Source organism: Paenibacillus nitricinens, from assembly GCF_052056485.1.
Taxonomy (GTDB): domain Bacteria; phylum Bacillota; class Bacilli; order Paenibacillales; family Paenibacillaceae; genus Paenibacillus_AQ; species Paenibacillus_AQ nitricinens.
The window spans coordinates 2,252,043-2,274,680 of record NZ_CP183948.1 but is presented as its reverse complement, the minus strand read 5'-3'; the positions used below and the strand labels follow the sequence as shown (position 1 = coordinate 2,274,680).

The window sequence follows — 22,638 nt, the reverse complement described above, 5'->3', positions numbered from 1 at the left end:
CTGTACATTAAATACCGGACACAGTTTTGTATGAGAAATGTAAATTTTGTCGAGTACACGTTCACAACTATCCTATTGCCATTGACGTAACGTTAAGTGCTAAAATACTTCTCATAGCGCGCCTTATCAATCTTTAGAACAGAAGTTGTCTATGAGTGGATTTGTGACCATTGATAAGCTTTCTACACAAATCGGGCTGAAGAGTCGGACGTTGCGTCACACTGGGAAGCACAAGGATTATTTGAAAGTCACCGTGAAGCTAGCTCGGGTTGGCGGATTTATGATGAACACGCAATCCTTGCTATTCATATCACCGCTTTATTAAGAAAGAGGTAACGATAGCCCCAAGGGTAGCGGAAATGAGTATGTATTAAATCTGCTCGAACCTATAAAAAAGAAAGCATAGAACAAAACGCTCTCCTTTGCCCATCATGGCATTGGAGAGCGTTTTTATTCTCATCAAGAAATACGATGATAGCTTATGATTGACTCAGCTTTAACAGCTTCGCTAACACTCGAGCTATTTCTTTACGAGTCGCTGCAGATTTGCGTAATGGTGATGTAAACATTCTCTATGCAGTAGCTGGAGTAATTTTCACAAATATAAATCGTGTAAGAGGCCCGACTAATAGAATTTGCAGTGGAAGTGCAACAATGAAATTCTTACCTATTGCAGACAGATAAGCCATCGGTAGTTCTGAGGTGAACCCTACATGAAGAACTGCGCCATAGAAGGACATAAACAGCACCATTCCGGTTACCATAAAAAAGGAGATGAACATGATTTTTTTGATCATCGGATCATTCTCTTTTACCAGCTTATATGCGATCCCTTTCGCAACTTTACCTACAACAAAGACATCCAGAATAAATGCAATTACAAACGCAGGTATGTAGCCGATGATCACATCTTTAACTAATGTACCTGACCAGCCCTCCATCAGAGCTACATTGTAAATACTCATACCCAGCACCATCAAAGCACACATGATGAATGTAAATAATAATGCTTCTTTTTTGTTTCTTCCCATCTTGTTCTCAGACTCCTTAGTGTTCCCTTAGTATTGTTATATTGTCAACTCGGATTACAATATCACAGCGCCTTAAACTAAGTCAACCAAGTTGACAATAAATATATATGACTTATACTTGGATTAACGAGCGATGATTTAGGAGTGTTCACATGGATAACCATCTGCAAGAAATGAATCTAATTGATTTACTCAGCGAGAAGCATCTAGCCTTACGTAAAATAGTGACCGACCAAGACCCTGACCAAATCAACAAGACTGAATCCCATATCCTAGCAGTTCTTGAAACACATCAAATGCTCTCGATCTCGGAAATCAGTAGAATTATTCATATTTCAAGACAGGGTACGCATAAGAGCATTCAAGGACTGTTATCCCGTAACTATGTGGAAGCCGCCCAAGTCAAAGGAAATCAACGTGATAAAAACATCATCCTTACCCAGAAGGGGATTGAATGCAATCAAAGAATGATGGTCACCAAAATCGAATTAGAGCAAAAAATCTCTAACAAGCTTGGGGCAGCTAACGTAGAGCTTCTCAAATCTTTGCTAAAAGAAGAATGGATTTAATCTCCAGCAAAAAAAAGACGCAGAGTTGCCCACCCTGCGTCTTTAAAAAGATTCAATTATTTTCCGGGAAATTGTCGTTAATTCGCTTTTAAAGCACAGTGATTGCATCCTACCCGTAACTTGCACTAAAGAATACTCCTTCATCAAGTTTGCCACTTCCGGCAATGGAATCCCTATATTTCTGTACCATCTACTCATAAGCAAATCTCTTGCATCTAAATCAATAAAATATCTGTAATTATTGCTGTTATCTTTAGTGGGCCTAACAATATCATGTTACTCGTATAACCTCAGTGTATCTGCAGTTACACCGAGAATTCAATAGTATGCAAAAAATCACGCCAGTCCAAACCAGTGAACTAGGGTAAATCCAACGAAAGACAATAAGACTGAACCTATAAGCCCTGCTGCAAAAGACTTCATCCCCAGTCGTCTAAATGCCGCCAAATCAACGTTTAAACCAAGTCCAGCCATCGCCATAGCGATTAGCATATAAGCAATCGTTACAATTCCATTTGCCACTGATGCTGATACGATCCCTAATGAGTTCACACCACTGACAAATAAGAAACCGAGGATAAACCAAGGAATAGGAATGCTTTTCCATGAGGCTTTGGATTGGCCGCCCTGCACCTTTCTTTCCGCACGATTCGTCCAAATCCCAATTATTATGGCAACCGGAACGAGTAAGGCTACCCGAGTCAATTTAACGATAACCGCCATATCTACTGCTGCATTCCCACCAGCATCTGCTGCTGCGATGACGTGAGCAATTTCATGTAAGGTAGCTCCTGAGAATACACCGTAGCCTAGATCTGACAAGCCTAGAAAAGGATACAAAAAAGTGTATAGCAACGTGAATATTGTACCTAAAATAGCAACTATAGCTGCGCCAATAGCAGTTTCGTCGTCTTTGGCTTTGATTTGTGGAGCAATCGCCACCACCGCCGCCGCACCGCAGATCGCTGTCCCGCAAGCCGTTAAGATACCAAGTCGTTTATCTACCTTGAACAGTCGGGTAAGTCCGTATACAACTGGGATCGTAAAGCCGATTACAATAAGCGCCAGTAGAAATACCCGCGGACCTGCAGCAACCATATCCATTAAATTCAGCCGCATACCCAGTAGGATAATTCCTAGACGTAGCAGCTTTTTGCTGGAAAAATCAGTGCCCTGGGTGATCGTACCCGACACTCCTACGGTTGCCCGCCAAATAATTCCGATTAAGATGGCAATGACCAATTGGCCCATAATAGAGAGAAATGGAAAGCCTGCTAAATATTTTGCGACTAATGCAATGATTAAGGTTAATCCAATCCCAAGTGCAAAACCAACTTGTTTCTTATTGTTTGATTGGTATAATCCCTGTGAATCCCCCATGTCGTATACACCCCTTGTATGAATCTCTAGATGACGGAGGTATGTAATTCCCTTCCCCCATGAATCAACAATAATACGCCATGGCTCGAAAGTTAAATACCAATATACTATCCGTAAGATTAGGAATCCTTATGCTTGAATTTACATAAAAAAAACTCCTTCGAGAAGCAGCATGCCGGAGCATCCACCTCACCAAAAGAGCGATTGTGTTCCTATATTAAATTTTAAAATTTACACTTCAAGCTTCTGAAGCTTAGTTCCCTTCGGGAGTACAGAAGTTATATACTCGTGAACGGGATGTTGCCCTTCAGCTTCCGCAAGTACCGTCACAATTCCTTGGTCCGTACCCGTTCTGATCAGACGTCCCATTCCTTGTTTAAGTCTTAGCAGCATGTAAGGTAAATCCACATCTTCAAAAGGATTGGAAGTCTCCGCACGTTTTGCCATAAATACAGGGTCAAGCGGAGGATAAGGTAGCGACCAAATGATCACATTAGATAGTGAAGGTCCTGGAATATCTAATCCTTCCCACAGTGTCACCGCACAAAGAACACTATGCTCATCCCGTTGAAAAGCTGAGATCAGATAGCTGATCTCCTGATCCCCTTCATAGAGGAAAGAATACTTGCTGGATTCTGCACTCTGCGAGTTGAGCTGCTTGAACTGCAGAAGTTCTTCGCGAGTACGGAATAGTAGCAGAGCCCTTCCTTCTGTCTGCTGGATAAGCTTCATAGAGATCTCCATTTTCTCAGCAAAATCACCGCTCCGAAGCTCTGGTACATAGATATTCATCTGGTGCTCATAATCATAAGGTGAGTCTACAGAGAAAGACAGGAAGTCGTGTATTCCAAGACTATCCTTCAAGTATTGGAATGATTTATCCACGGATAATGTAGCCGAAGAGAAAACGATCGGCATTTTTTGCGTGAACAAGCTATCTTGGAGTACTTCCTTAACATTACGCGGCATGACCGACAGTGTTAAGCCATCGCTATCTTCCGTCGCCCAGCAGATTAACGCACCTGAATCCTCAAACAATCTCAACGCGATTTCTATGGTCTCCAAACGTTCTTCGACTATTCGTAACTGATATTCATCAATCGTGTACAGTCCACTTTCGAATACTAATTCTTCTTCGATAGCAGCAATTACACTACGCATGCGATGTACCTCACGGATTAGCGACGCATTTAACTCAATGCTTTTTCGATCTGATCCAGGAATGGTGCGGCATTGACGACGAATATATTTAAACATCTGCTCACTTTGCATAATCGCTTCATCGATAAGTACCGCGAGCGTCTCACGAATCTCATTCTGTAGCAGACGAGAAATCAATTCTTCAAAGACGACATGCTTCATTTTATAGCCTAACGCCTTCATGGCGGCAGATTCTAACAAATGCCCTTCATCAAATACAACTGCACAATGCTCTGGAAGTAAAGGAATTTGCCCTTCTCGCTTACGCGCTTCATAAGTCCAGACATGCTCCATGTAATAATCGTGGGAACAAATGATCAGGTCGCTTGATTTCCGGTAATGATCACGGGACAACGTTTGTCCACAGCGATGACGCATATCACAAGTAAAACAATCCTGAAACGTATCCCAGTTAATCTTATTCCATTGTTCGTCGTTCAGATCTGGATAATCCCTACGGTCGCCATAGGCATGGAACTGCTGCATCGGTGCATGAGAATGTACAAAATCAGGTAAAGTACCATACAAACTCTCCAGCGGCAAGCTCCCATCATCATTGTTGCGAGCATGATCCAGCTTTTTCAGACACATATATTTATCTGGAGATTTCGCCAGCCTGGCATCGATATTCATATTCAGATGCTTCGCAAGCTTGGCAATATCACCCTCTGGCTTCACCAACTGCTCAATTAAGGACTCGTCCGCACAGGCGATAATCGCAGGTTTACCCATATACCGCGCATAGCAAATGCTATATAACAAATACACTAAAGTCTTACCCGTACCGACCCCTGCCTCAGCAAAAATCGTCTTCTTCTCAGCAAAAGCTCGCTCCACCTGAAACGCCATGTAAATCTGTTCGTCACGAACTTCAAATCCTGCCTCAGGAAGAATTTCATAGAATACATCGCCGACCCATTCCCCTACTTGCTCCATAAAAGATCTGGTCCGATCATATTCAAAAGGATACTGTGTCGCCAACAAGCCTACCTCCAATATTTGATCAGGCATAGCTCGTATGCCATGAAAAATAGAATCAACGGAAAAACTCTATTATCTCATAACATTGGAGGAATTACAAAGGTGTCCATTCGAAAAAGACTTAGATATCGAGTTTACGATTACTAATCCATTTCACCATTTCAGGATCCCGATGTGAAAAGAACAAACTTTGATTCGTATCTAACTTAGTAATTGAGTCCATATCTTCTTGGCTTAATTCAAAATCAAAGATATTGAAGTTTTCAATAATTCTTTCTTTACGAACTGACTTTGGAATCACAACGATTTCTCTTTGTGTCAGCCACCGTAAAATCACCTGGGCAACGGATTTATTATACTTTTCAGCAATCGGTACCAAGATCTCATTCTGGAACAAGTTATTTTTCCCTTCAGCAAAAGGTGCCCAGGACTCGATTTGAACATTGTTTTCTTTCATGAATTTGGCATTATCGATTTGCTGGTTAAAAGGATGTGTCTCAACCTGATTTACGGCAGGGACTACTTCATTATGGAGAATTAAATCAATCAGGCGATCCGGGTGAAAATTACTAACGCCGATTGCACGAACCTTGCCTTCACGATACAATTCCTCCATAGCACGCCAAGAACCAAACACATCGCCAAATGGCTGATGAATTAAATACAAGTCCAAATAATCAAGCTGTAAACGGTTCAGTGATTGTTGAAATGCTTTCTTTGTTTGCTCATAACCCGTATCTTGGACCCAAAGCTTTGTAGTAATAAATAATTCCTCTCTTGCCACACCACTCCGTTTAATCGCCCTGCCAACGGCTTCTTCGTTTAGATAAGAGGCGGCAGTATCAATCAGGCGATAACCTGCCATAATAGCGTCATAAACACTTTGCTCACATTCATTTGCATCTTGAATTTGATACACACCAAAACCGAGTATAGGCATTTCAACATTATTGTTCAAAACTACTTTTTGCATGATATAACCCTCCAAGTTTTCATTGATTATGTGTAAATCCTCTTTCTGTTTGTACATCCTTATTATGAACTAGATGACAAAGCGACTGTTATCCCATTCATGCCAGATGTTTGCCTAATCCTCTCATTAACACTTATGTATGGGAAAAATATAGACTATAATCAGACTATAAAGAGATAAGGAAATGAGAGGATCAAATGCCTGAAATAATCACTAAACAGCAGAATGAACTCGTAAAAATCATTGACCATTACACTGAAAAAGATGGTGTTCACCCAACTGCTATTCCTTCTTTATTTTTCATACGTGACTCGAATGCGTCCATACCCAGACATGGAGTTTATAAACCCTCCTTTTGTATGGTGGTTCAAGGGGCTAAGGAGGTATGGCTGGCACAGGAGCGTTTTAGATACACCCCTTCCGATTACCTCATTGCATCCGTTCACCTGCCAGTTACCGCCCAAGTCACTGAAGCCACATCCGCTGTTCCATATTTAGGGTTCAAGCTTGAATTTACACCAAGTCAAATTTTAGAGGTTTTACAGGAATCTGAAGTTCGTGTTTATGCTAAAGAAAATCCTAAGCGTGCTATGTTTGTTAGCCAGATGGAGTCTTCCTTAATGGATGCGGTCCTACGGTTAGCTCGTTTGTTAGATCAGCCTAAAGACATTCCAGTGTTAGCTCCATTATTTACAAAAGAGATTCTTTATCGGGTGCTACAAGGGCAGAATGGGATTGCATTGGAGCATATTGTAATGGAAGGAAGCTCAACTCATCTAATCAAAGATGTTATTGAACATATCATGAATAACTATGCTGGTTCTTTTAAGATTGAGGAGCTTGCCGAAATAGCGAATATGAGTTTTTCTTCGTTTCATCGGTACTTTAAAGAAGTAACTGCAATGAGCCCTATTCAGTTCCAAAAACATCTGAGACTTCAGGAAGCCCGTCGGTTATTACTAACCGAGTCAGAAGATGCCACCGATGTGGCATTTCGAGTAGGCTATGAAAGCCCTTCGCAATTTAGCCGTGAGTATTCCCGCATGTTTGGTTTTCCGCCTAAACAGGATGTAAAGCGTTTGAAAGCATAAATAGTAAATTCATTGGAGGAATAGGAAGATTTCTGAAAGATCTTAAACAAAATAAAAATTCCCCTTCAAGTAACGGTTAAACCCCTGTCTACTTGAAGAGGTGCTTATCAAAATCAGCAGCCTGTTACGTAATTTATAATAGTGAGGTTACGAACTTCACCTCCGGAAAGCGGCTATTCGGTCCTTTCATTAAGATTCCGCCTTGATTTTTCAGATACAAATCGAAGAAATCAAGCATATAGGCATTGATAACGGAGTTTGCTCTTTCGGGAGCAATCTTTCCGGTAATGCCCAGTATTTTGAATATCGGAGAAATGAACTGTATGTCGGTAAAATTCAGATGCTCCGTATTTTCGATATAGAGGACCTGTCCCCCTTCGTCGACTGTTTGGCGCATCCGTTCAAGCTCCAACCTTTTATCTTCCGTTACTTTATCCTCCCACTCTCTTGTTGAGCCCATATGGTTAAGCTCTGAATCCGTGTAGACCCGGTTATCCATCACCATTTTTAATTTTTCAAATTCGCTTTCCGAGTTGATGAACAAAAACGGCTTACGCAGACCCTCTCTGTCACGCAAACGATAAAGCCCTCCATCAAAGTCTATTCCAACCGCGATTCGCGGATCGTAAGAAGCGTCATAGGCCGTCGCTCCGCCGATGGAATGACCGAATATACCGACATTATCGAGATCTATTCTCCCTTTCAGATGACTTGGAATTTCCCCCGATTGGATGAGCTCGAATTGATCCAGCACAAACGCCACATCGTCGGTTAAAACTTTACCCAATTTGTCGCGATTACCTCTTTCCGTCTGGTAATCATGGTCAGGCGAGAATAACTCGTTGGTTGTGCTGGTCGTGATTCGACCGTCCGGAAACTCGGTTGCAAATGTATTGTAGGTGTGGTCAATCACTGCCACGATATATCCGTGACTTGCGAGATATTCAGCTTGCGCCGTGTGGAGGAACCTGGAAGAGCCGAAGCCGGGATTCGCAAGGATCAGTGGGTATGAAGTTTGTGCAGAAGAGACTTCAGCCCCCGAATAAGCATGACTGGATACGTACTTTAGGTGTTGTAAAGTAAACCCGGGAAGGCCATAGTTCGTAGCCATATAACGTAAAATCTGGGTATCTGGAATAAAGGGAGCATACTTGCCTGTGCCATCTTGAGCCGGATACCATACCTGAACCATCAATTCTCTCTTGCCTGTCGCGGTTTTGCTAAATGTTTCCTCCCGGTTTTGGTCTATGAAATGAAAGATTTTCGTGCCTACCTGCAACTCGCCGGATGGCGCCGGAATGTCGAATAGAGGAAACACATATAGGAAGCACCCCGTTGCAATTAGCCCAATCACGATAAAAAAGCGGCCCAACACCCTACGAATTCGCGAGGCAGTCCGAGCGACTTTCCGCTTTATGAAAACGTCTGTAAGCGAAAGCATAAGCATCAGGATCGTAAATCCGTATAAAAATACAAGCTGAACCCTGTATCCTTCGACAAGCAAATGTATCACTAAAAAAATGGAGCCTGCTCCGCTTGTCAGGAGCAAAGCAGGTCTTCGAATACTTTGATTTAAAATGAACAGGAGTGCCAAAAAACTAACATTTGAAAAGAATAACAGCATTTCAAAAAACCTCACGACCAACTCCCCCTTTAAATTAATCCTATCAATGGATTAGTATAGAGAAGCTGCTAGGTTGATGCCATTGATCTAGATGACAGTCACCTAACACTTTTGTAAGGTTTCGTGACGAGGGCATTAACACTAAAGCAAGATACTTTTTAGTATTAGGCAAAAGGGAGGGGACAATCATGCATTGGAAAAAGTATTTTATTCTATTGCTGCCAACGATATTAATTGGGCTATTTTTGTTTTACATTCTTCCAGCAATCCAAAGACCTTATGTTTTAATAGTTCCTATGGTATTTTGGTTGATCTATTACTCTTGGACATATTTCGAAAGAAAACAAAAGAATAAACGATAAAGAGCTAATTCATTAAAAACGGCAGCCTAGGACTTTGGTTCACTCGTCCATGACTGCCTCTTTTTTATAGACTAATCAATTACAGTATTACTTCCAAAAATCCGTCCCAGCAAAAACAAACGCCTTATCCAGCGCTTCTTCCCCTTCCTCAAAGCAATCCGCCCAGGGAACACGTTGCTTTCGCACATTAGCAGCATCCTTCACGCCAAATTCCTGATATCTTACAGTTTTCTCGTTCGCTGAGTTATTCCAGTTGTCCCAGCCCAAAGGATGAATATGCGAACCCATCTTGCAACCCACAAATGTAGTCTTAGCGTACTCACGCCAAGGACGTCCTAAAAACACTGGAGCAATATCAGAGTCGGCTGTTAATAAGCAATTTTTAAAAATAAAGCCATGTGGCTGTCCTTCGGGTGTGGAGGCAGCTACTTTATACCCTGTATTGTTTTCATAATGACGTAAACTGCGGATTTCACATTGATCAAAATAAGCCGTTGCACCGCCAAAAATAAAATCAATCGTTCCTTCTATATAGCAATGCTGATACAACTGACGATAATGGGCATGATGTTCTCTCAGCGGAACGCCTCCGAATGCCCCTCGCTCTCGTGGAGTAGGTGGCAAAGGCCCTGTGAACAACGTGTCTTGATGCCCTTTAAAGGTACAATGTCTGAACACGGTTTGGTCACAATGCGAATAAACGGCTACCGCCTGACCAATATGTTCTCCCTGCCCAGCACTATTGGAAATCACCAGGTTCTCTAAGACCAGGTCGGTACCTTCCAGAAATAACGTTGGTGTAGCAAACGTATTGATTTCTTCACCCGCTTCATCACGCTCTTTGGCATAATGATTCATGGTTATTTCCACGAGGCCAATCCCTATAATCGTTAAATAAGAACGATAAATCCTAACTGTCTCATTATAGATGCCTGACAAAATATAAAGCGTATCTGCTTGGTCCGATGGCTCACGCTCTAGTGAATCTATCGCCTCTTGAATCGTGTGATAGTCACAAAAGGATTCTTTGCCTACTACTAGCATCGTTGGTTAAGTTCCCTTCTATGGATTTTAGAGATACTTCGCCAAAAATTGCTGCCATAAAGTCCGCATTTCCAAGGTCTCCATATGCCCACCACTAGAAATGACAGGTTGCCAATGTTCTGATTTCCCTGCCGTTTGATAAGCTTCGGAGAGCCCCCTATCCAAGAGTTCTACTCCTTCAGTGGGACATAGCCGATCATTTCTGCCTACTAGGCTCATTCGCGGGCGGGGAACGATCCGCTTTTGAATATCGAGCGTTGTGAAATGCTTCAATAACCCGGGCACATAAGAATAGTAACCATGGTGATCTAGTCCTCTTACAGCAATTAGGGTATGCGCATCGACTTGACCACAAATATCGACAATCACCCCGACTCGTTCGTCTAATGCAGCCAGCCACCAGGCCATCAAACCACCCATGGACATACCGATTGTTGCGATTCGTGACGTATCAATATCCTCACGTCGGTACATGTAATCTAGCATCCGAATATTGTCATATAGCATCATGCCCCACATGACCTGCCCCTGCCACAGCATTTCCTTCACTAACTCACTCTCAGTTCTGCCACCACGCTCATTAAATCCCCACATGTCGATACAGCAAGCAGCGTAACCCATCTCTGTTAAGACTTTAGCAAAAGAGGGCTGTTGCAAATAGGAACTACTCCGAACAAACTCGTTACGTCCATTCGCGTAATTCCCTCCATGAGAATGATTAAAGACAACTAGTGGAAACGGCCCTTCCTTATCCAAAGGGATTGCCACATAAGCCGGCACCTGTTCAATTCCATTAAGATCCAGTGAAAGAGATTCCAGACTATATCCGTCCCGCTCCTCTTGGTTCATCACAGTTACGGCAATCGGCTTATCCAACGGAAGATCGCCCAACAGTTCCTTCAGTTTATCAGGCTCCATGGTTCCCTCCCTTACGGACACACATTCTGTTCTGTAGGAGAAACTGTAACTTGTTCTACTAGCTTTTCTGGCTTGCTCGTGTTCTTCGAATGACAATTCATGATCTCTATCGCTTCGCCATTTTCAATATAAAAAGCAGGCCCTTCATGATTCTCGATGCTCACCTGATGAAATTGCACATCCCTTGCATTGCCCAGAAAAAATCCGCGATTGTTCATGTTCTCGATCCCTGTCATCATATCCGGATGCCCGGGAACTGCATTGCGTGCCATGGAGATATCAATATTTGTAAAAGTAATCTCCGATACATACTGCTCTGCAAGTCCATATAAGAATCCCGCAGAGGCATGTACATTACGTGCGGTAATATTGGCGAAATGAATTCGTCTAAAGCATGGCGTTTCATCTGTAATCGGATAAGGGTTTTTGTCCCACACATACTTCTCTTTCCCGCGAGGTCCACAGAAATAGTATAGATTTAGTGTGAACGGACAAATGACGTCTTCCATTACAATATTACTGATCCGAATATCTTCAATCGTCCCTCCGCGTCCACGTCTTGATTTCATTCGTATGCCGCGATCGGTTTGTTTGAATACACAGTTACTAATGGTTACATTACGAATATCTCCGCTCATTTCACTTCCGAGTACAACTCCCCCATGCCCATGAACCATGGTACAATTGGTGATTGTAATATTCTCGCATGGAAGGCGCTCTTTCGTATCTTCAGTTCCCGCTTTGATAGCAATGCAGTCATCACCTACATCAATATTACAGTTACTAATCCGAACATTCGTACAAGATTCTGGATTAATACCATCTGTATTCGGAGAATCAGCCGGGTTATTAATGGACAGATTATCAATCGTCACATTGTAGCAGCCCACAGGATTAACGGTCCAGCTTGGAGAATTCACTAGCGAGACATCCTTAATCGTTACCCGCTGACAGCTATCAAATCCAATCAAAGTCGGACGGGGGTACTTCAGCTCTTCAGGGCGGTTCCGAAATACATCCCACCATGCTTTGCCATTACCATTAATAGTTCCGCTTCCGGTAATCGATACATTGACTAAACCTTTTCCATGAATACAAGGCGTATGAACCTGCTGCTTCACTCCTTCCCATCTACATTCCACAGCTGGGTAATTCACCGGATTCGTACTGAATGAAAGAATCGCTCCCGGATTTAAATTTAATTCAATATTGCTTTTCATAACAATCGCACCCGTATAGTAAGTACCTGCTGGCACATACACAGTTCCTCCACCAGCCTCACTTGCCGCTTCAATCGCACGCGTAATTGCTTCTGTCGCTAACATCCCGCTATTCTTAAGCGCTCCAAAATCCTCAATATTATATACGGACATTCTATAGCCCTCCTATTCTATATCAGATCCAGCCTCTTAATTGCTCGTACTCCACACAAGCTTGCAAGAAAGCACCGACACCCTTTTGGTCGTTAGTGACAATAGGCTCGCTAATGTAATAAGCAAAAGTGCCGTCGCGTTGATCTGCTCCACCTAACCCTGCTACTTGGCAATTCTTATTTAGATTGACCCAGCCTTCTTTGGTTTGGAGTACAAATTCGGCGATAAGTCCTTGGAAGGCGCAATCTAACGGTTCGTACCAACTAGCCTCTAATACGCCTAATCGAATACCTTTTGCCATAGCGTACACTATCATACTGGAGGCGGAAGCCTCTAGATAGTTCCCTTTGCGTTCTCCCAGATTCATCACTTGATACCAGACTCCGGACTCAGTATCCTGATATTTCTTCACAGCAGATAAAGTATCGTTTAGAATACGCATCAGCTCTGGATAATCGGAGTGCCCACTCGGCAATAATTCTAGAACATCTACTAGAGCCATAAGATACCAACCCAGTGATCGCGCCCAAAAGTTAGGGGAGCAGCCTGTTTCGGGGTCACACCAAGGCTGAATACGCTGTTCATCCCATGCATGGTATAGCAGGCCTGTTTCCCAATCCTTCGTATGCTTCTCACACAAGATAAACTGTTTCGTCACGTCTTCAAGCCCCTGCCCTTCTTCAAAAGCTTGCAAGTAGGCTAAATAGAAAGGCGCACCCATATAAAGACCATCTAACCAAATTTGATAGGGATAAATATTTTTATGCCAAAAAGCACCTTCCAAGGTTCGCGGATGTGTCTCTAGTTGCTTTCTAAATAAAGCAGCCGCTTGTTTATATTTTTCCTGCTTGGTTTCTTTATATAGCGTAAATAATAATTTCCCGTTATTGATGTGATCGATATTGTACTCATCCAAATGATAGCCCTTAACGCTGCCATCCTCCTGAATAAAGTAATCCAGCTGACCTTGAATGAATTGCAGATACTTCGCATCCCCGGTTATCTTCCACAGCCATTCAAATCCATTCAATATGACACCATAGTCATAGGTCCAGCTTCCGTTGTAGCCTTTATCTTCATAGAGCTTTGGTGTCCTTGCCATGATAGAGTCAGCTGTACGGATTGCCCAATGTGATCTCTTCATCCCAACCCCCTGAATATCATTAAATTTAAGGATACACATGAATCACTCTTGGATTAAGCTCTCCATCTCAACACAAGCCATCACCAACGCGCCTACGCCATGTAAATCATTTTTAACTTTAGGCCGCGTGACGTAACTCTCGTAATCCCCGGCCGAAGTACCAATACAAATGTCTGGCAAGATTAATCTATCCTGCTCATCCCACTGAATGGTTCGGATTAACCCTTCATAACCTTTTCTAGCCGCGGCTGTAGCAACTTCCACATCGCTTACAACGCCATGCTTCACTGCTTTGGCAATTGTGTAGACGAATAAACATGAACCTGAGCTCTCCAGCCAATTATCCGGCTCATGCCCCTTATCTACGACCTGATACCAAAGCCCACTTACCGGATCTTGATAACGAATAAGGGCATCTACGAATTCTCGTAAAGTAGAAGATAATTCAGCTCGTGCTGGATCTTGGACGGCCAACAGATCAAGAAATTGTGATAAGGCGAGACCATACCAGCCCAGCGATCTGCTCCAGAATTCCGGTGAGCACCCTGTCTCCGGGTTTGACCATGGCATCCGGCGGCTCTCGTCCCAAGCATGATACAATAACCCGGTTGTCTCATCTTTCATATACTTACGCATTAACATCTCTTGATGGAGAACCGTATCACGCAAGCTAGGATCACCATAGACATTCGCATATTTTAACGAGAATACGCCTGCCATATAAAGCCCATCTAACCACATTTGGTTAGCATATTTATCCTTATGCCAATACCCACCTTCAGAGGTTTTGTTTAACGTAAGCAATAAATTCTTCAGCTTCTCGGCAGCAATGCGATACTTGAGTTTACCTGTCCGTTTATGAAGATTAAACAGCAGTTGTCCAGCTTGAACAGCATCCAGCTCATCGCGGGCGAAATAAAAGTTACCATATTCATCTACCAAATCATCCACGTATTCCTGAATATAGTTGATATAGCGGTCTTCTTGATCAGCATTCCACATAAGCTCCATACCACACAGAAATACACCTTGATGGTAATGCCAACGATGTGCTGGAGGAAGCTCTCCCGCTCTGTAAGTATCCATTAAAGAATCGCATGCCTTTTTTGCCCAATCCATTGGTGTTGTTGGTATCCTGCCAGTCATCTCCAAGCTCCTTCCAAAGAATAATCTCTCTCTTCCTCTTATTAGCCCTTCATAGAACCTAACATGGCACCTTTGGCAAAATGCTTCTGCAGGAACGGATACACCATGAGAATGGGCAGGGTAGCTACCACGATGACAGCCATCTTAATTGTTTGATCCGGTGGTGGAACGGTTGCATCAAGCGTAGCGCTATGGTCCATACCACTTGCAAGGACAACGATTTGTCTGAGCAGCACTTGAATTGGCCATTTCGCACTATCATCCAGATACAGAATAGCGCTCATGTACGTATTCCAATACGTAACCGAATAGAACAATCCAATAGTCGCTAAGGCTGGCAGGGATAAGGGCAGGACAATCCGGAACAAAATGCCGAAGTCGTTGCAGCCATCGATTTTTGCGGATTCCTCCAAGCCCTCAGGGATATTTTGAAAAAAGTTCTTTAAGATAATCATGTTAAAAGCACTAATGGCTGAAGGTAGAATGAGTGCTGCATAAGAGTCGATAAGACCTAATTCCTTTACTACCAAGAACGTTGGAATCATTCCTCCATGAAATAGCATCGTGAATACGACCAGGAAGTTAACCACCTTACGTCCATCCAGATCTTTTCTAGCCAGCGCGTAAGCCATCAGAGAGGTAATAAACATACTGAAGATTGTTCCGATTACTGTGACCCCGATGGAAACTCCCATCGCTTTAAATAATGTGTTCGTAGAAAAAATGAACTTGTACGCTTCGAGACTCCACACTTTTGGAATTAGCACAAATTTATTCGCTGCAATCTCGGCACTAGTTGTGAAAGATCCTGCTACAACATGCACAAAAGGGAGCACCGTCACCAAAGCAATAATGGCTAACAGCGTAAAATTTATTGCTGCAAAAATTCTACCACCGATTGTTTTATCCTCTACCATTTCGATTCCTCCTACAACGTATCAATAAACGCCTTCTTCTCCCATTTTCTTGGAGATTTTATTCACCGTCATGACCATGACCAAACCAACAATAGATTTAAAGAATCCAATGGCTGTGCTGTAACTAAACTGTCCTTGTCTTAGCCCTGCGGTGTATACATACGTATCAATAATTTCCGCGACCTCTCGATTCATGGAGTTAAGCAGCAGATAGACATGTTCAAATCCAAGATCCAGAACGGAACCGATTTTCAAAATAAACAAGGTGATAATTACGCCTCGAATCGCTGGAAGTGTAATATGCCAGACTTGTCTGAGCCGGCCAGCTCCATCCATACGTGCTGCTTCATAGAGTCCTGGATCAATTGCAGCAATAGCAGCCAAATAAATAATCGTTCCCCAGCCCGCTTCTCTCCAAATGACCTGAATAATGTACATCGGTCTGAACCAGCTTGGGTTAAGCAGGAAGTTGATTTTTTCAAAGCCAAAATAAGCCAGCAGTTCGTTGACAATGCCTCCGTCCATCGTAACCATAACGAAGGAGATGGAGACGACGATAACCCACGACATAAAATGGGGTAAATAGAATAGGGTCTGAAACGTTCTCTTGAAAAATGTACCTCGAAGCTCGTTCAGCATCAGGGCTAATATAATCGGTATTGGAAAATAAATAAGAATATTCAATCCAAACAGGATCAGTGTGTTCACTAAAATATTTAAGAAGTCCGGTTCTGTGAACAACCTGCTAAAATGCTTCATCCCTACCCAATTGCTGCCCGTGATTCCTTGGTAGGGCTTGTAATCTTGAAAGGCGATAATTAATCCATACATAGGTAAATATTTAAAGATAATAAAGTACAGTACACCCGGCGTTAGCATGACATAGAGCCATTTATTTCTCCACAGCCGCTTTTTTAGTTCACTGTTACTCTTATATATACGCTTTGGTTGTGGGGCTGGCTGTGCGGTGAGTTCCTGCATGGTTCTCTTCCTTTCTCCTTCTTTATTCAAACTTTTCATTTCACCATGTGGTTAAAAAAAGGTTGTTGAAACAGGATCAACAACCTTTTTCTGCGAGAATCTATTTCTTGTACAATGCGTTATACTCTTCAATGATTTTAGCTCCGCCACGGCTCTTCCAATTCTCCACTTCTTTCTCAAATCCAGCCTTATCGATCTGTCCATAGATATACTTGTAGGTCGCATCGGTAATGATTTGTTGGAGTTCAACACCTTTTTCTGTATAAGTAGGAGAGTCCATCGCAGCAGTTGGGTCAGGTACACCCACCTTCACATTCTCAAGAACTAATTCTTCGGCGTGGATTCGACCTGGCAGCACGTTATAGCTTTGGTACATGCCATTCGTTTCATATTCTCCAATAACACTATCCTTAAAGCCCTTTACCTCACGCTCAATCAGCTCTTTATCATCGCCAGGCTTCGCTTTACCGTCTTCAACGGTATAATGAACGCCTTCAATGCCCCAATACATCAAGTTTGCAACTTCAGGGGTCATCATCTGATCAAAGAAAGCAAGAATCTTCTTCAGCTCTGCTTCATCTTTTACAGCAGATTTAGGGAACAAGACGACGTTGTTATACCCAGGAATCATCCATTGCGCAAACTTTCCATCCGGTCCTGCAACCATACTATGTGTGTCCAGAACTGCATCCGGGAAATTCTTGATAGTATCTTTATTCAGAGAATCGATATCCTGCATGGAGCCCCCGATATAAAGGCCGCCTTTACCACTGGTGAACATATTCACCGCATCTGTTTTACTTGTAGCCGCGAAATCTTGGTTCATGTAGCCGCCATCACGTACTTTTTTGAAAAAATCCATCGTATCGATATACTGCGGGAACGTAAAGTCAGGTGCTAATTTGCCATCCACTTCGCCCCATGTGTTCGGTGTACCAAACCAGGAGGATACTGTTTTGAAAGCACCGTAGGTTAATTCATTCCGGTCAATAATACCAGTGGTGTCCTTCTTGCCATTACCATCTGGATCTTGTTCTGTGAATGCTTTAGCCATAGCCAGTAATTCATCTACATTAGCCGGTGCTTTAAGTCCCAGCTTATCTGCCCAGTCCTTACGGTAAATGATCCCTTGGCGTGCTAGTGGGCGGCCGATATACAAGGTGTACAGCTTGCCATCCACTTTCGTGTTATTCAGAATTTCCGGTTTCAATTTACTCAAATTAGGGAACTCGCTTAAAAGAGGACCGATTTCCCAGAACTGACCGTCTTTAATCGCGTCTTTCATTTGAATAAAGGTGGTTTGATTCTTCAAATAGGTTACTTGTGGCAGTGAACCCGTAGCAAAGGATGAATTCAGCTTTTCTTCATACGTATCTGCCGGATAGAATTGATAAGTTAACTTGGTATTAGTCAATTTTTCAAGCTCAATTTTTATTCTGTCGGGTGGTGTTTCTGTAGTATTTAATGGAAGCATAATCTTAATTTCTGTCGGTCCTGCTTTCACTTCTTCTTTAGGTACTTCTGTCTCAACCGGCTTAGCAGTGCTCTCACCACTTGCAGTTTCAGAACTTGCTTGATTGTTGTTACCACCACATCCAGCTAACAATGTGCTGAACGCTAACAGTGCTGTCAACAACATGGTGAAGGATTTCTTCTTCATACCATTTTGACCTCCATAATTTGTATTGGTTACGAGTTACACGTTACATCGCCCGCAAGGTTACGAAAACAATCATTTCCCCATAAAGCCCTGTTCTTAAAGGGATCTGAGCAAATGATTATGGTGATAACACAAAAAAATCCACCGCGTCATCCGCAGTGGATCAAACTAACCCATTTATTTTTCTATCCCAAGCTCAGCCTCACCATATTCCTTAATAATCAGATCTCCTCCGCTAGCTCTCCACTTCTCAACTTCCTTCTGAAATCCCTCAGCGGTTATATTGCCTAATATGTAATTGTACGTAGCATCTACAATAATGGTAGACAATTCTACATTCTTCTCATCATAGGTAGATGAACTTAGAGAAACTGTCGGATCATCGACCAAAAAAGATTCATTATCTTTACTTAGCTGATCCGCAAGTGAGGTCAATTGCTCCTTCTGAGCCACCTCCATAATGTTCTTATTACTAATGTCTGCAATCATCAAAGAATATAACGGATTCACTTCCTTCACCCGCAGCTCTGAGGTCTCCTCGGGAAGAATGATTTTTCCCTCCTCAAGCTTATAATGGCGTCCTTCAAACCCATACATCATTATATTCGCTACATCTTTATCCATGGTTTGATCAAAGAATTCGAGTACCTGGCGGAGTTCATCCTCCGTCGCAATGGCTTTTTTGGAAAAGAGATAGAGTCCGTTATAATTGGGAATCGACCACACTTTATATCCTTCAGGCCCTTTGATCCGATTGATTAACGTAAGTTCTGCTTTCGGATTCAAATTCTGAGCTTCAATAGAAAGCCGCTGAACATCTGTCATACTGCCAATAAATACGCCAGCAATGCCATTTATGAACTTATCACGTTGCACTTCTTTGCTCGTTAGGGCAAAATCCTGATTTATGATTTTCTCATCATATAATTTCTTCATGAAATTCATGGTGTTCTTATACTGAGCGGTCACAAATTCAGGAACGAATTGATGGTTCTCTAGTTTCCAATTATTCGGTGTACCAAAATACGAACTTAACGTCTTGAATACCCCATACACAAGATCATTTCGATCGACTAGTCCAAGGGTATCCTGTTTGCCATTCTGATCTGGATCGTTGTATGTAAATTGCCTCATGACCTCATACAGTTCATCCAGTGTTTGTGGATTATTTAAATGGAGATTGTCGAGCCAATCCTTACGAATAATGACTCCCTGTCTGGAAGAGGGGCGTTCCGTATATAGGCCATAGATCTTACTATCTACAGAAGTCTGCTTAAGAATGGCGGGGTTCAGTTGTTTAAGATTGGAGAACTCCTGAAGATAAGGTCCAATCTCCCAAAAGGCATCCGAACGAATAGCATTTTTCACCAGATTATAGTCTGAAAATTTTACAAATGTGACCTTTCCGAGGGAATTAGTCGTCAAAGCAGTATTCATCTTATCCGTGTAGACCCCCTCTGGAACCCATCTTATATCGAGCTTCACGCCTGTCAATTTTTCAATCTCCGCCATAATCTCTTTCGAAGGCTGTTGTGGAAAATGAAGGGGTGCCAAAATTGAGATACTCGGCCGAGCCGCATCTTGAGCGGATCCGGTAGACTCTTTATCGTTGCAAGCGCTTAAAAAAGAAAAGACGAGCATGGTAAATAAGCAGAAATACAGCGTTGCCCTTTTACCCATAGATACTTTAGACATTTCTGTGGCCTCCTAGGTATTGTAAGGATTATCACTCTATATCTTGAAAATTTTACAATTTATAAGCATAATTAGAGCTAATGATTATCACAGAACAAGATGATTATTGTTATTTCCTACCAAGTTACATACACTTAGATCAAGTGTCTACTTCTTCATAAGTAAAGGTGCTGAGTCCCGTGAGACCATTAAGCTTTCTAAGTAAGCTAACGATGTTTGCCTTTGTAATTAGCACACTGCCTGTGTTGTTCATCGGTTCTTTTTCATACTTCACATCATCAAAAGAAATTCAAAAAAACGTTAACAACAGCAAAATGGAATTAATCTTACAAATCACCTCAAATGTAGAACATAAGTTAACAACTGTCAATCAAACATTAAACCAAGTGATCAACTCTAGTGTATTAAAAAAAGCACTAAACAACCCTTTAAATGAAACCGATTTCATTTTATACAATGATTTAAGAAACGAAATTCGCAATATGCAGTCCTTCGATACGAAGCTGGAAGATGTCATCTTATTAAATCAGCAGCAAAATTGGATGATCAAAAATTCTGGTGTTTATCGCTTAAATGAGTACAAGGACCATGCGCAGCTCACAAACTTAATGAATATTGCCGAAGATACCTCTTGGATCCTGAACCCATCCTCCATATTTTACAGTGAGGAAAGTATTAACGTCACAGGCTGTAACTACAGCATTAGTCTCATCAAGAAACTCCCAACCAATAAGCTGCAAAAATATGGGCTCGCCTTAGCTAATATTCCTGTCTGCAGTCTTCAGGATTTCATTAACTCAGATGTACAGCTCCTCGACGATATTATCGTTCTGGATAAGACAGGTCGATTCCTGCTCCATCCGGACCGCAACTTGATCGGAAAACCAATGAAAGAAGGCGGATTCACTGAAGATTCTTTCATTTCTAATCCATCTAAACTTTCAGGTCAGTTTAAGACCATGATCCACAAGAAGGATTACTCTGTCACTTACATGCGCTCTCAGATGAATGGCTGGGTCTATCTTTCGGTCACATCCATGGAAAGTTTAACGAAAGAATCCAAAAAAATTAGCCTGTTTACGATATTCGTGTGTACCTTTATGCTTCTATTGTCTATTCTCTTGGCATGGATCGGATCAAGACGGATGTACACCCCCATTGAAAGACTGCTCAATCAAATGGGCCAACGCAAACCCGACATCAAATCCAGACATACGAATGAGTTTCAGTTTATCGGAGAACAAGTTCATTCTTTATTCCAATCCAAATCACAGCTGGAAAAAGAAGTCCGTCAGCATATCCAACAGGTTCGTACCTTCTTCCTAATCAATGCTTTCCATGGCAACGTCAAGAAGCGTGATCTGCTTGAAGAACTGGAACAATTCGGCTATCATAAGCAGCTTGAAGAATGGAAGACGATGGCTGTGATTACGTTGTCGATCGATTTTGCCGATGATTCCAGCTATGAGAAAAAAGATCTTAATCTCTTATTATTCGCTGCCCACAATATAATTGAAGAGTTAGTCTGCCCTGAACAACGACTGGCTCCTGTAATTATGGATCATGCAGTTGTCGTCTTATTAGGGAGTCCAGACAGTGATACCGAGTCTTTTCACAAGACATTATATTCGTTAACTGAGAAGCTGCAGCAGGAGATAAACAACTACCTAAAGCTTCAGGTGAGCATCGGTCTAAGCCTTCCCTTCAACACCTTTGACAAATTATCCACGGCTTACAGAGAGGGACTCGAAGCACTGAAGCACCGGATCAAACTTGGTAAAGGTGTCATTATCCAGTATGAAAATATTAACTCTGGCAAGCACTATCTGAATTTGAACTACCCTACTCATAAAGAAAATGACTTACTGGACGCTATCAAATTAGCTGAAACAGATAAAGCAAAGGAACTCATTCATTTGCTCTTCAAATCTATCTTTGCTCATGAGCTTTCACCACAGGAATACCAGATTCCGTTGACGCGCTTACTAAATAATTTACTCATTATGATGCAGGAATCCGGTATTAGCTTAACTCAGATTTATCATGCCAATGGTTCCATATTTGAGGAGCTGCATGACCTTCATACTGTAACGGAAATTGAAGATTGGTTCTGGAGCATGGTCATTTATCCGATGATCAAGATTTTTAACAGCAGACAAAATGCTCAATATCACAACATCTCCGAGAAGATCATTGATTTGATACAACATGATTACGATACAGATCTTACTTTAGAAGAATGTGCTTCACGTCTGCATTATAATGCCAACTATATCAGCAGTGTCTTCCGCAAGGAGACCCAGTACTATTTCAGTGAATATTTAACGATGTACCGATTTAAAATGGCGAAAAAATGGCTGAAGGAAACTGATATGCCCATTAAAGATATTGCAGCCAAATTAAGATATAACAACTCTCAGAACTTCATTCGCTCTTTCCGAAAGCAGGAAGGCATGACACCCGGACAATACCGGGATCACAACGCTGGCACAAAACTTAAATCCACCTTCGACGAATCAATGTAAAAAGAGATGAATATGGTTCAGGTG

At 42.1% G+C, this 22,638-nt stretch carries 18 protein-coding genes; 4 read left to right on the top strand and 14 right to left on the bottom strand.

Annotated elements, in window-relative coordinates:
• The first annotated feature begins 151 nt into the window (after positions 1 to 151).
• Positions 152 to 325 carry a hypothetical protein gene (locus tag ACN6KS_RS09780; protein WP_179281627.1) on the top strand — a complete coding sequence of 58 codons (174 nt, stop codon included), beginning with the start codon at positions 152 to 154 and terminating at the stop codon, positions 323 to 325.
• Between the two features lie 247 nt (positions 326 to 572).
• Here ACN6KS_RS09780 and ACN6KS_RS09775 read toward each other — a convergent pair whose 3' ends face one another.
• Positions 573 to 1,031, bottom strand: coding sequence for a DUF2798 domain-containing protein (locus ACN6KS_RS09775; protein WP_094870919.1), 459 nt, complete (start codon positions 1,029 to 1,031; stop codon positions 573 to 575).
• A gap of 152 nt (positions 1,032 to 1,183) precedes the next feature.
• Between ACN6KS_RS09775 and ACN6KS_RS09770 the strand changes: the two genes are divergently transcribed.
• Positions 1,184 to 1,600: a MarR family winged helix-turn-helix transcriptional regulator gene (locus tag ACN6KS_RS09770; RefSeq protein WP_440961907.1), complete on the top strand. Its 417-nt coding sequence runs from the start codon at positions 1,184 to 1,186 to the stop codon at positions 1,598 to 1,600.
• Between the two features lie 336 nt (positions 1,601 to 1,936).
• Here the strand turns inward: ACN6KS_RS09770 and ACN6KS_RS09765 are convergent, their stop codons facing one another.
• The 3 genes from ACN6KS_RS09765 to ACN6KS_RS09755 all read right to left on the bottom strand — a co-directional run bounded on the left by ACN6KS_RS09765 (position 1,937) and on the right by ACN6KS_RS09755 (position 6,134).
• Entirely contained in the window at positions 1,937 to 2,980 is a 1,044-nt protein-coding gene (locus tag ACN6KS_RS09765) for a YeiH family protein (protein ID WP_440961906.1), read from the bottom strand.
• A gap of 231 nt (positions 2,981 to 3,211) precedes the next feature.
• Positions 3,212 to 5,191 (bottom strand): ATP-dependent DNA helicase, encoded by a 1,980-nt coding sequence (locus ACN6KS_RS09760; protein ID WP_440961905.1) that lies wholly within the window; start codon positions 5,189 to 5,191, stop codon positions 3,212 to 3,214.
• Between the two features lie 91 nt (positions 5,192 to 5,282).
• The gene (locus tag ACN6KS_RS09755) at positions 5,283 to 6,134 is read right to left on the bottom strand and encodes an aldo/keto reductase (RefSeq protein ID WP_440961904.1); all 852 of its coding nucleotides are present in this window, start codon (positions 6,132 to 6,134) and stop codon (positions 5,283 to 5,285) included.
• Between the two features lie 197 nt (positions 6,135 to 6,331).
• On the opposite strand from ACN6KS_RS09755, the gene ACN6KS_RS09750 reads away from it, so the two are divergent.
• Positions 6,332 to 7,225, top strand: coding sequence for an AraC family transcriptional regulator (locus ACN6KS_RS09750; protein WP_440961903.1), 894 nt, complete (start codon positions 6,332 to 6,334; stop codon positions 7,223 to 7,225).
• A 133-nt stretch (positions 7,226 to 7,358) separates the two neighbouring features.
• On the opposite strand, the gene ACN6KS_RS09745 is transcribed toward ACN6KS_RS09750, so the two are convergent.
• From ACN6KS_RS09745 to ACN6KS_RS09700, 10 genes are all read right to left on the bottom strand, one after another.
• A complete protein-coding gene (locus tag ACN6KS_RS09745) occupies positions 7,359 to 8,864 on the bottom strand; it encodes an alpha/beta hydrolase family protein (RefSeq protein WP_440961902.1) in 1,506 nt (501 codons plus the stop codon).
• A 434-nt stretch (positions 8,865 to 9,298) separates the two neighbouring features.
• Positions 9,299 to 10,255 (bottom strand): pectinesterase family protein, encoded by a 957-nt coding sequence (locus ACN6KS_RS09740; RefSeq protein ID WP_440961901.1) that lies wholly within the window; start codon positions 10,253 to 10,255, stop codon positions 9,299 to 9,301.
• A gap of 27 nt (positions 10,256 to 10,282) precedes the next feature.
• Positions 10,283 to 11,173, bottom strand: a complete 891-nt coding sequence (locus tag ACN6KS_RS09735; RefSeq protein WP_440961900.1) for a dienelactone hydrolase family protein — start codon at positions 11,171 to 11,173, stop codon at positions 10,283 to 10,285.
• A gap of 11 nt (positions 11,174 to 11,184) precedes the next feature.
• Positions 11,185 to 12,546, bottom strand: a complete 1,362-nt coding sequence (locus tag ACN6KS_RS09730; protein ID WP_440961899.1) for a glycoside hydrolase family 28 protein — start codon at positions 12,544 to 12,546, stop codon at positions 11,185 to 11,187.
• Positions 12,547 to 12,568: 22 nt separating this feature from the next.
• Entirely contained in the window at positions 12,569 to 13,690 is a 1,122-nt protein-coding gene (locus ACN6KS_RS09725; RefSeq protein WP_440961898.1) for a glycoside hydrolase family 88/105 protein, read from the bottom strand.
• Between the two features lie 42 nt (positions 13,691 to 13,732).
• Positions 13,733 to 14,836, bottom strand: a complete 1,104-nt coding sequence (locus tag ACN6KS_RS09720; RefSeq protein WP_440961897.1) for a glycoside hydrolase family 88/105 protein — start codon at positions 14,834 to 14,836, stop codon at positions 13,733 to 13,735.
• Between the two features lie 41 nt (positions 14,837 to 14,877).
• Positions 14,878 to 15,753 (bottom strand): carbohydrate ABC transporter permease, encoded by an 876-nt coding sequence (locus ACN6KS_RS09715; protein ID WP_094870936.1) that lies wholly within the window; start codon positions 15,751 to 15,753, stop codon positions 14,878 to 14,880.
• Between the two features lie 21 nt (positions 15,754 to 15,774).
• Positions 15,775 to 16,734 (bottom strand): ABC transporter permease, encoded by a 960-nt coding sequence (locus tag ACN6KS_RS09710; RefSeq protein ID WP_440961896.1) that lies wholly within the window; start codon positions 16,732 to 16,734, stop codon positions 15,775 to 15,777.
• Positions 16,735 to 16,834: 100 nt separating this feature from the next.
• Complete coding sequence (locus tag ACN6KS_RS09705; RefSeq protein ID WP_341134346.1) at positions 16,835 to 18,394, bottom strand: extracellular solute-binding protein; 1,560 nt, start codon at positions 18,392 to 18,394, stop codon at positions 16,835 to 16,837.
• Positions 18,395 to 18,571: 177 nt separating this feature from the next.
• Positions 18,572 to 20,089 carry an extracellular solute-binding protein gene (locus ACN6KS_RS09700; RefSeq protein WP_440961895.1) on the bottom strand — a complete coding sequence of 506 codons (1,518 nt, stop codon included), beginning with the start codon at positions 20,087 to 20,089 and terminating at the stop codon, positions 18,572 to 18,574.
• 179 nt (positions 20,090 to 20,268) lie between these two features.
• On the opposite strand from ACN6KS_RS09700, the gene ACN6KS_RS09695 reads away from it, so the two are divergent.
• Positions 20,269 to 22,614, top strand: a complete 2,346-nt coding sequence (locus ACN6KS_RS09695) for a helix-turn-helix domain-containing protein (RefSeq protein WP_440961894.1) — start codon at positions 20,269 to 20,271, stop codon at positions 22,612 to 22,614.
• Positions 22,615 to 22,638: the final 24 nt, after the last annotated feature.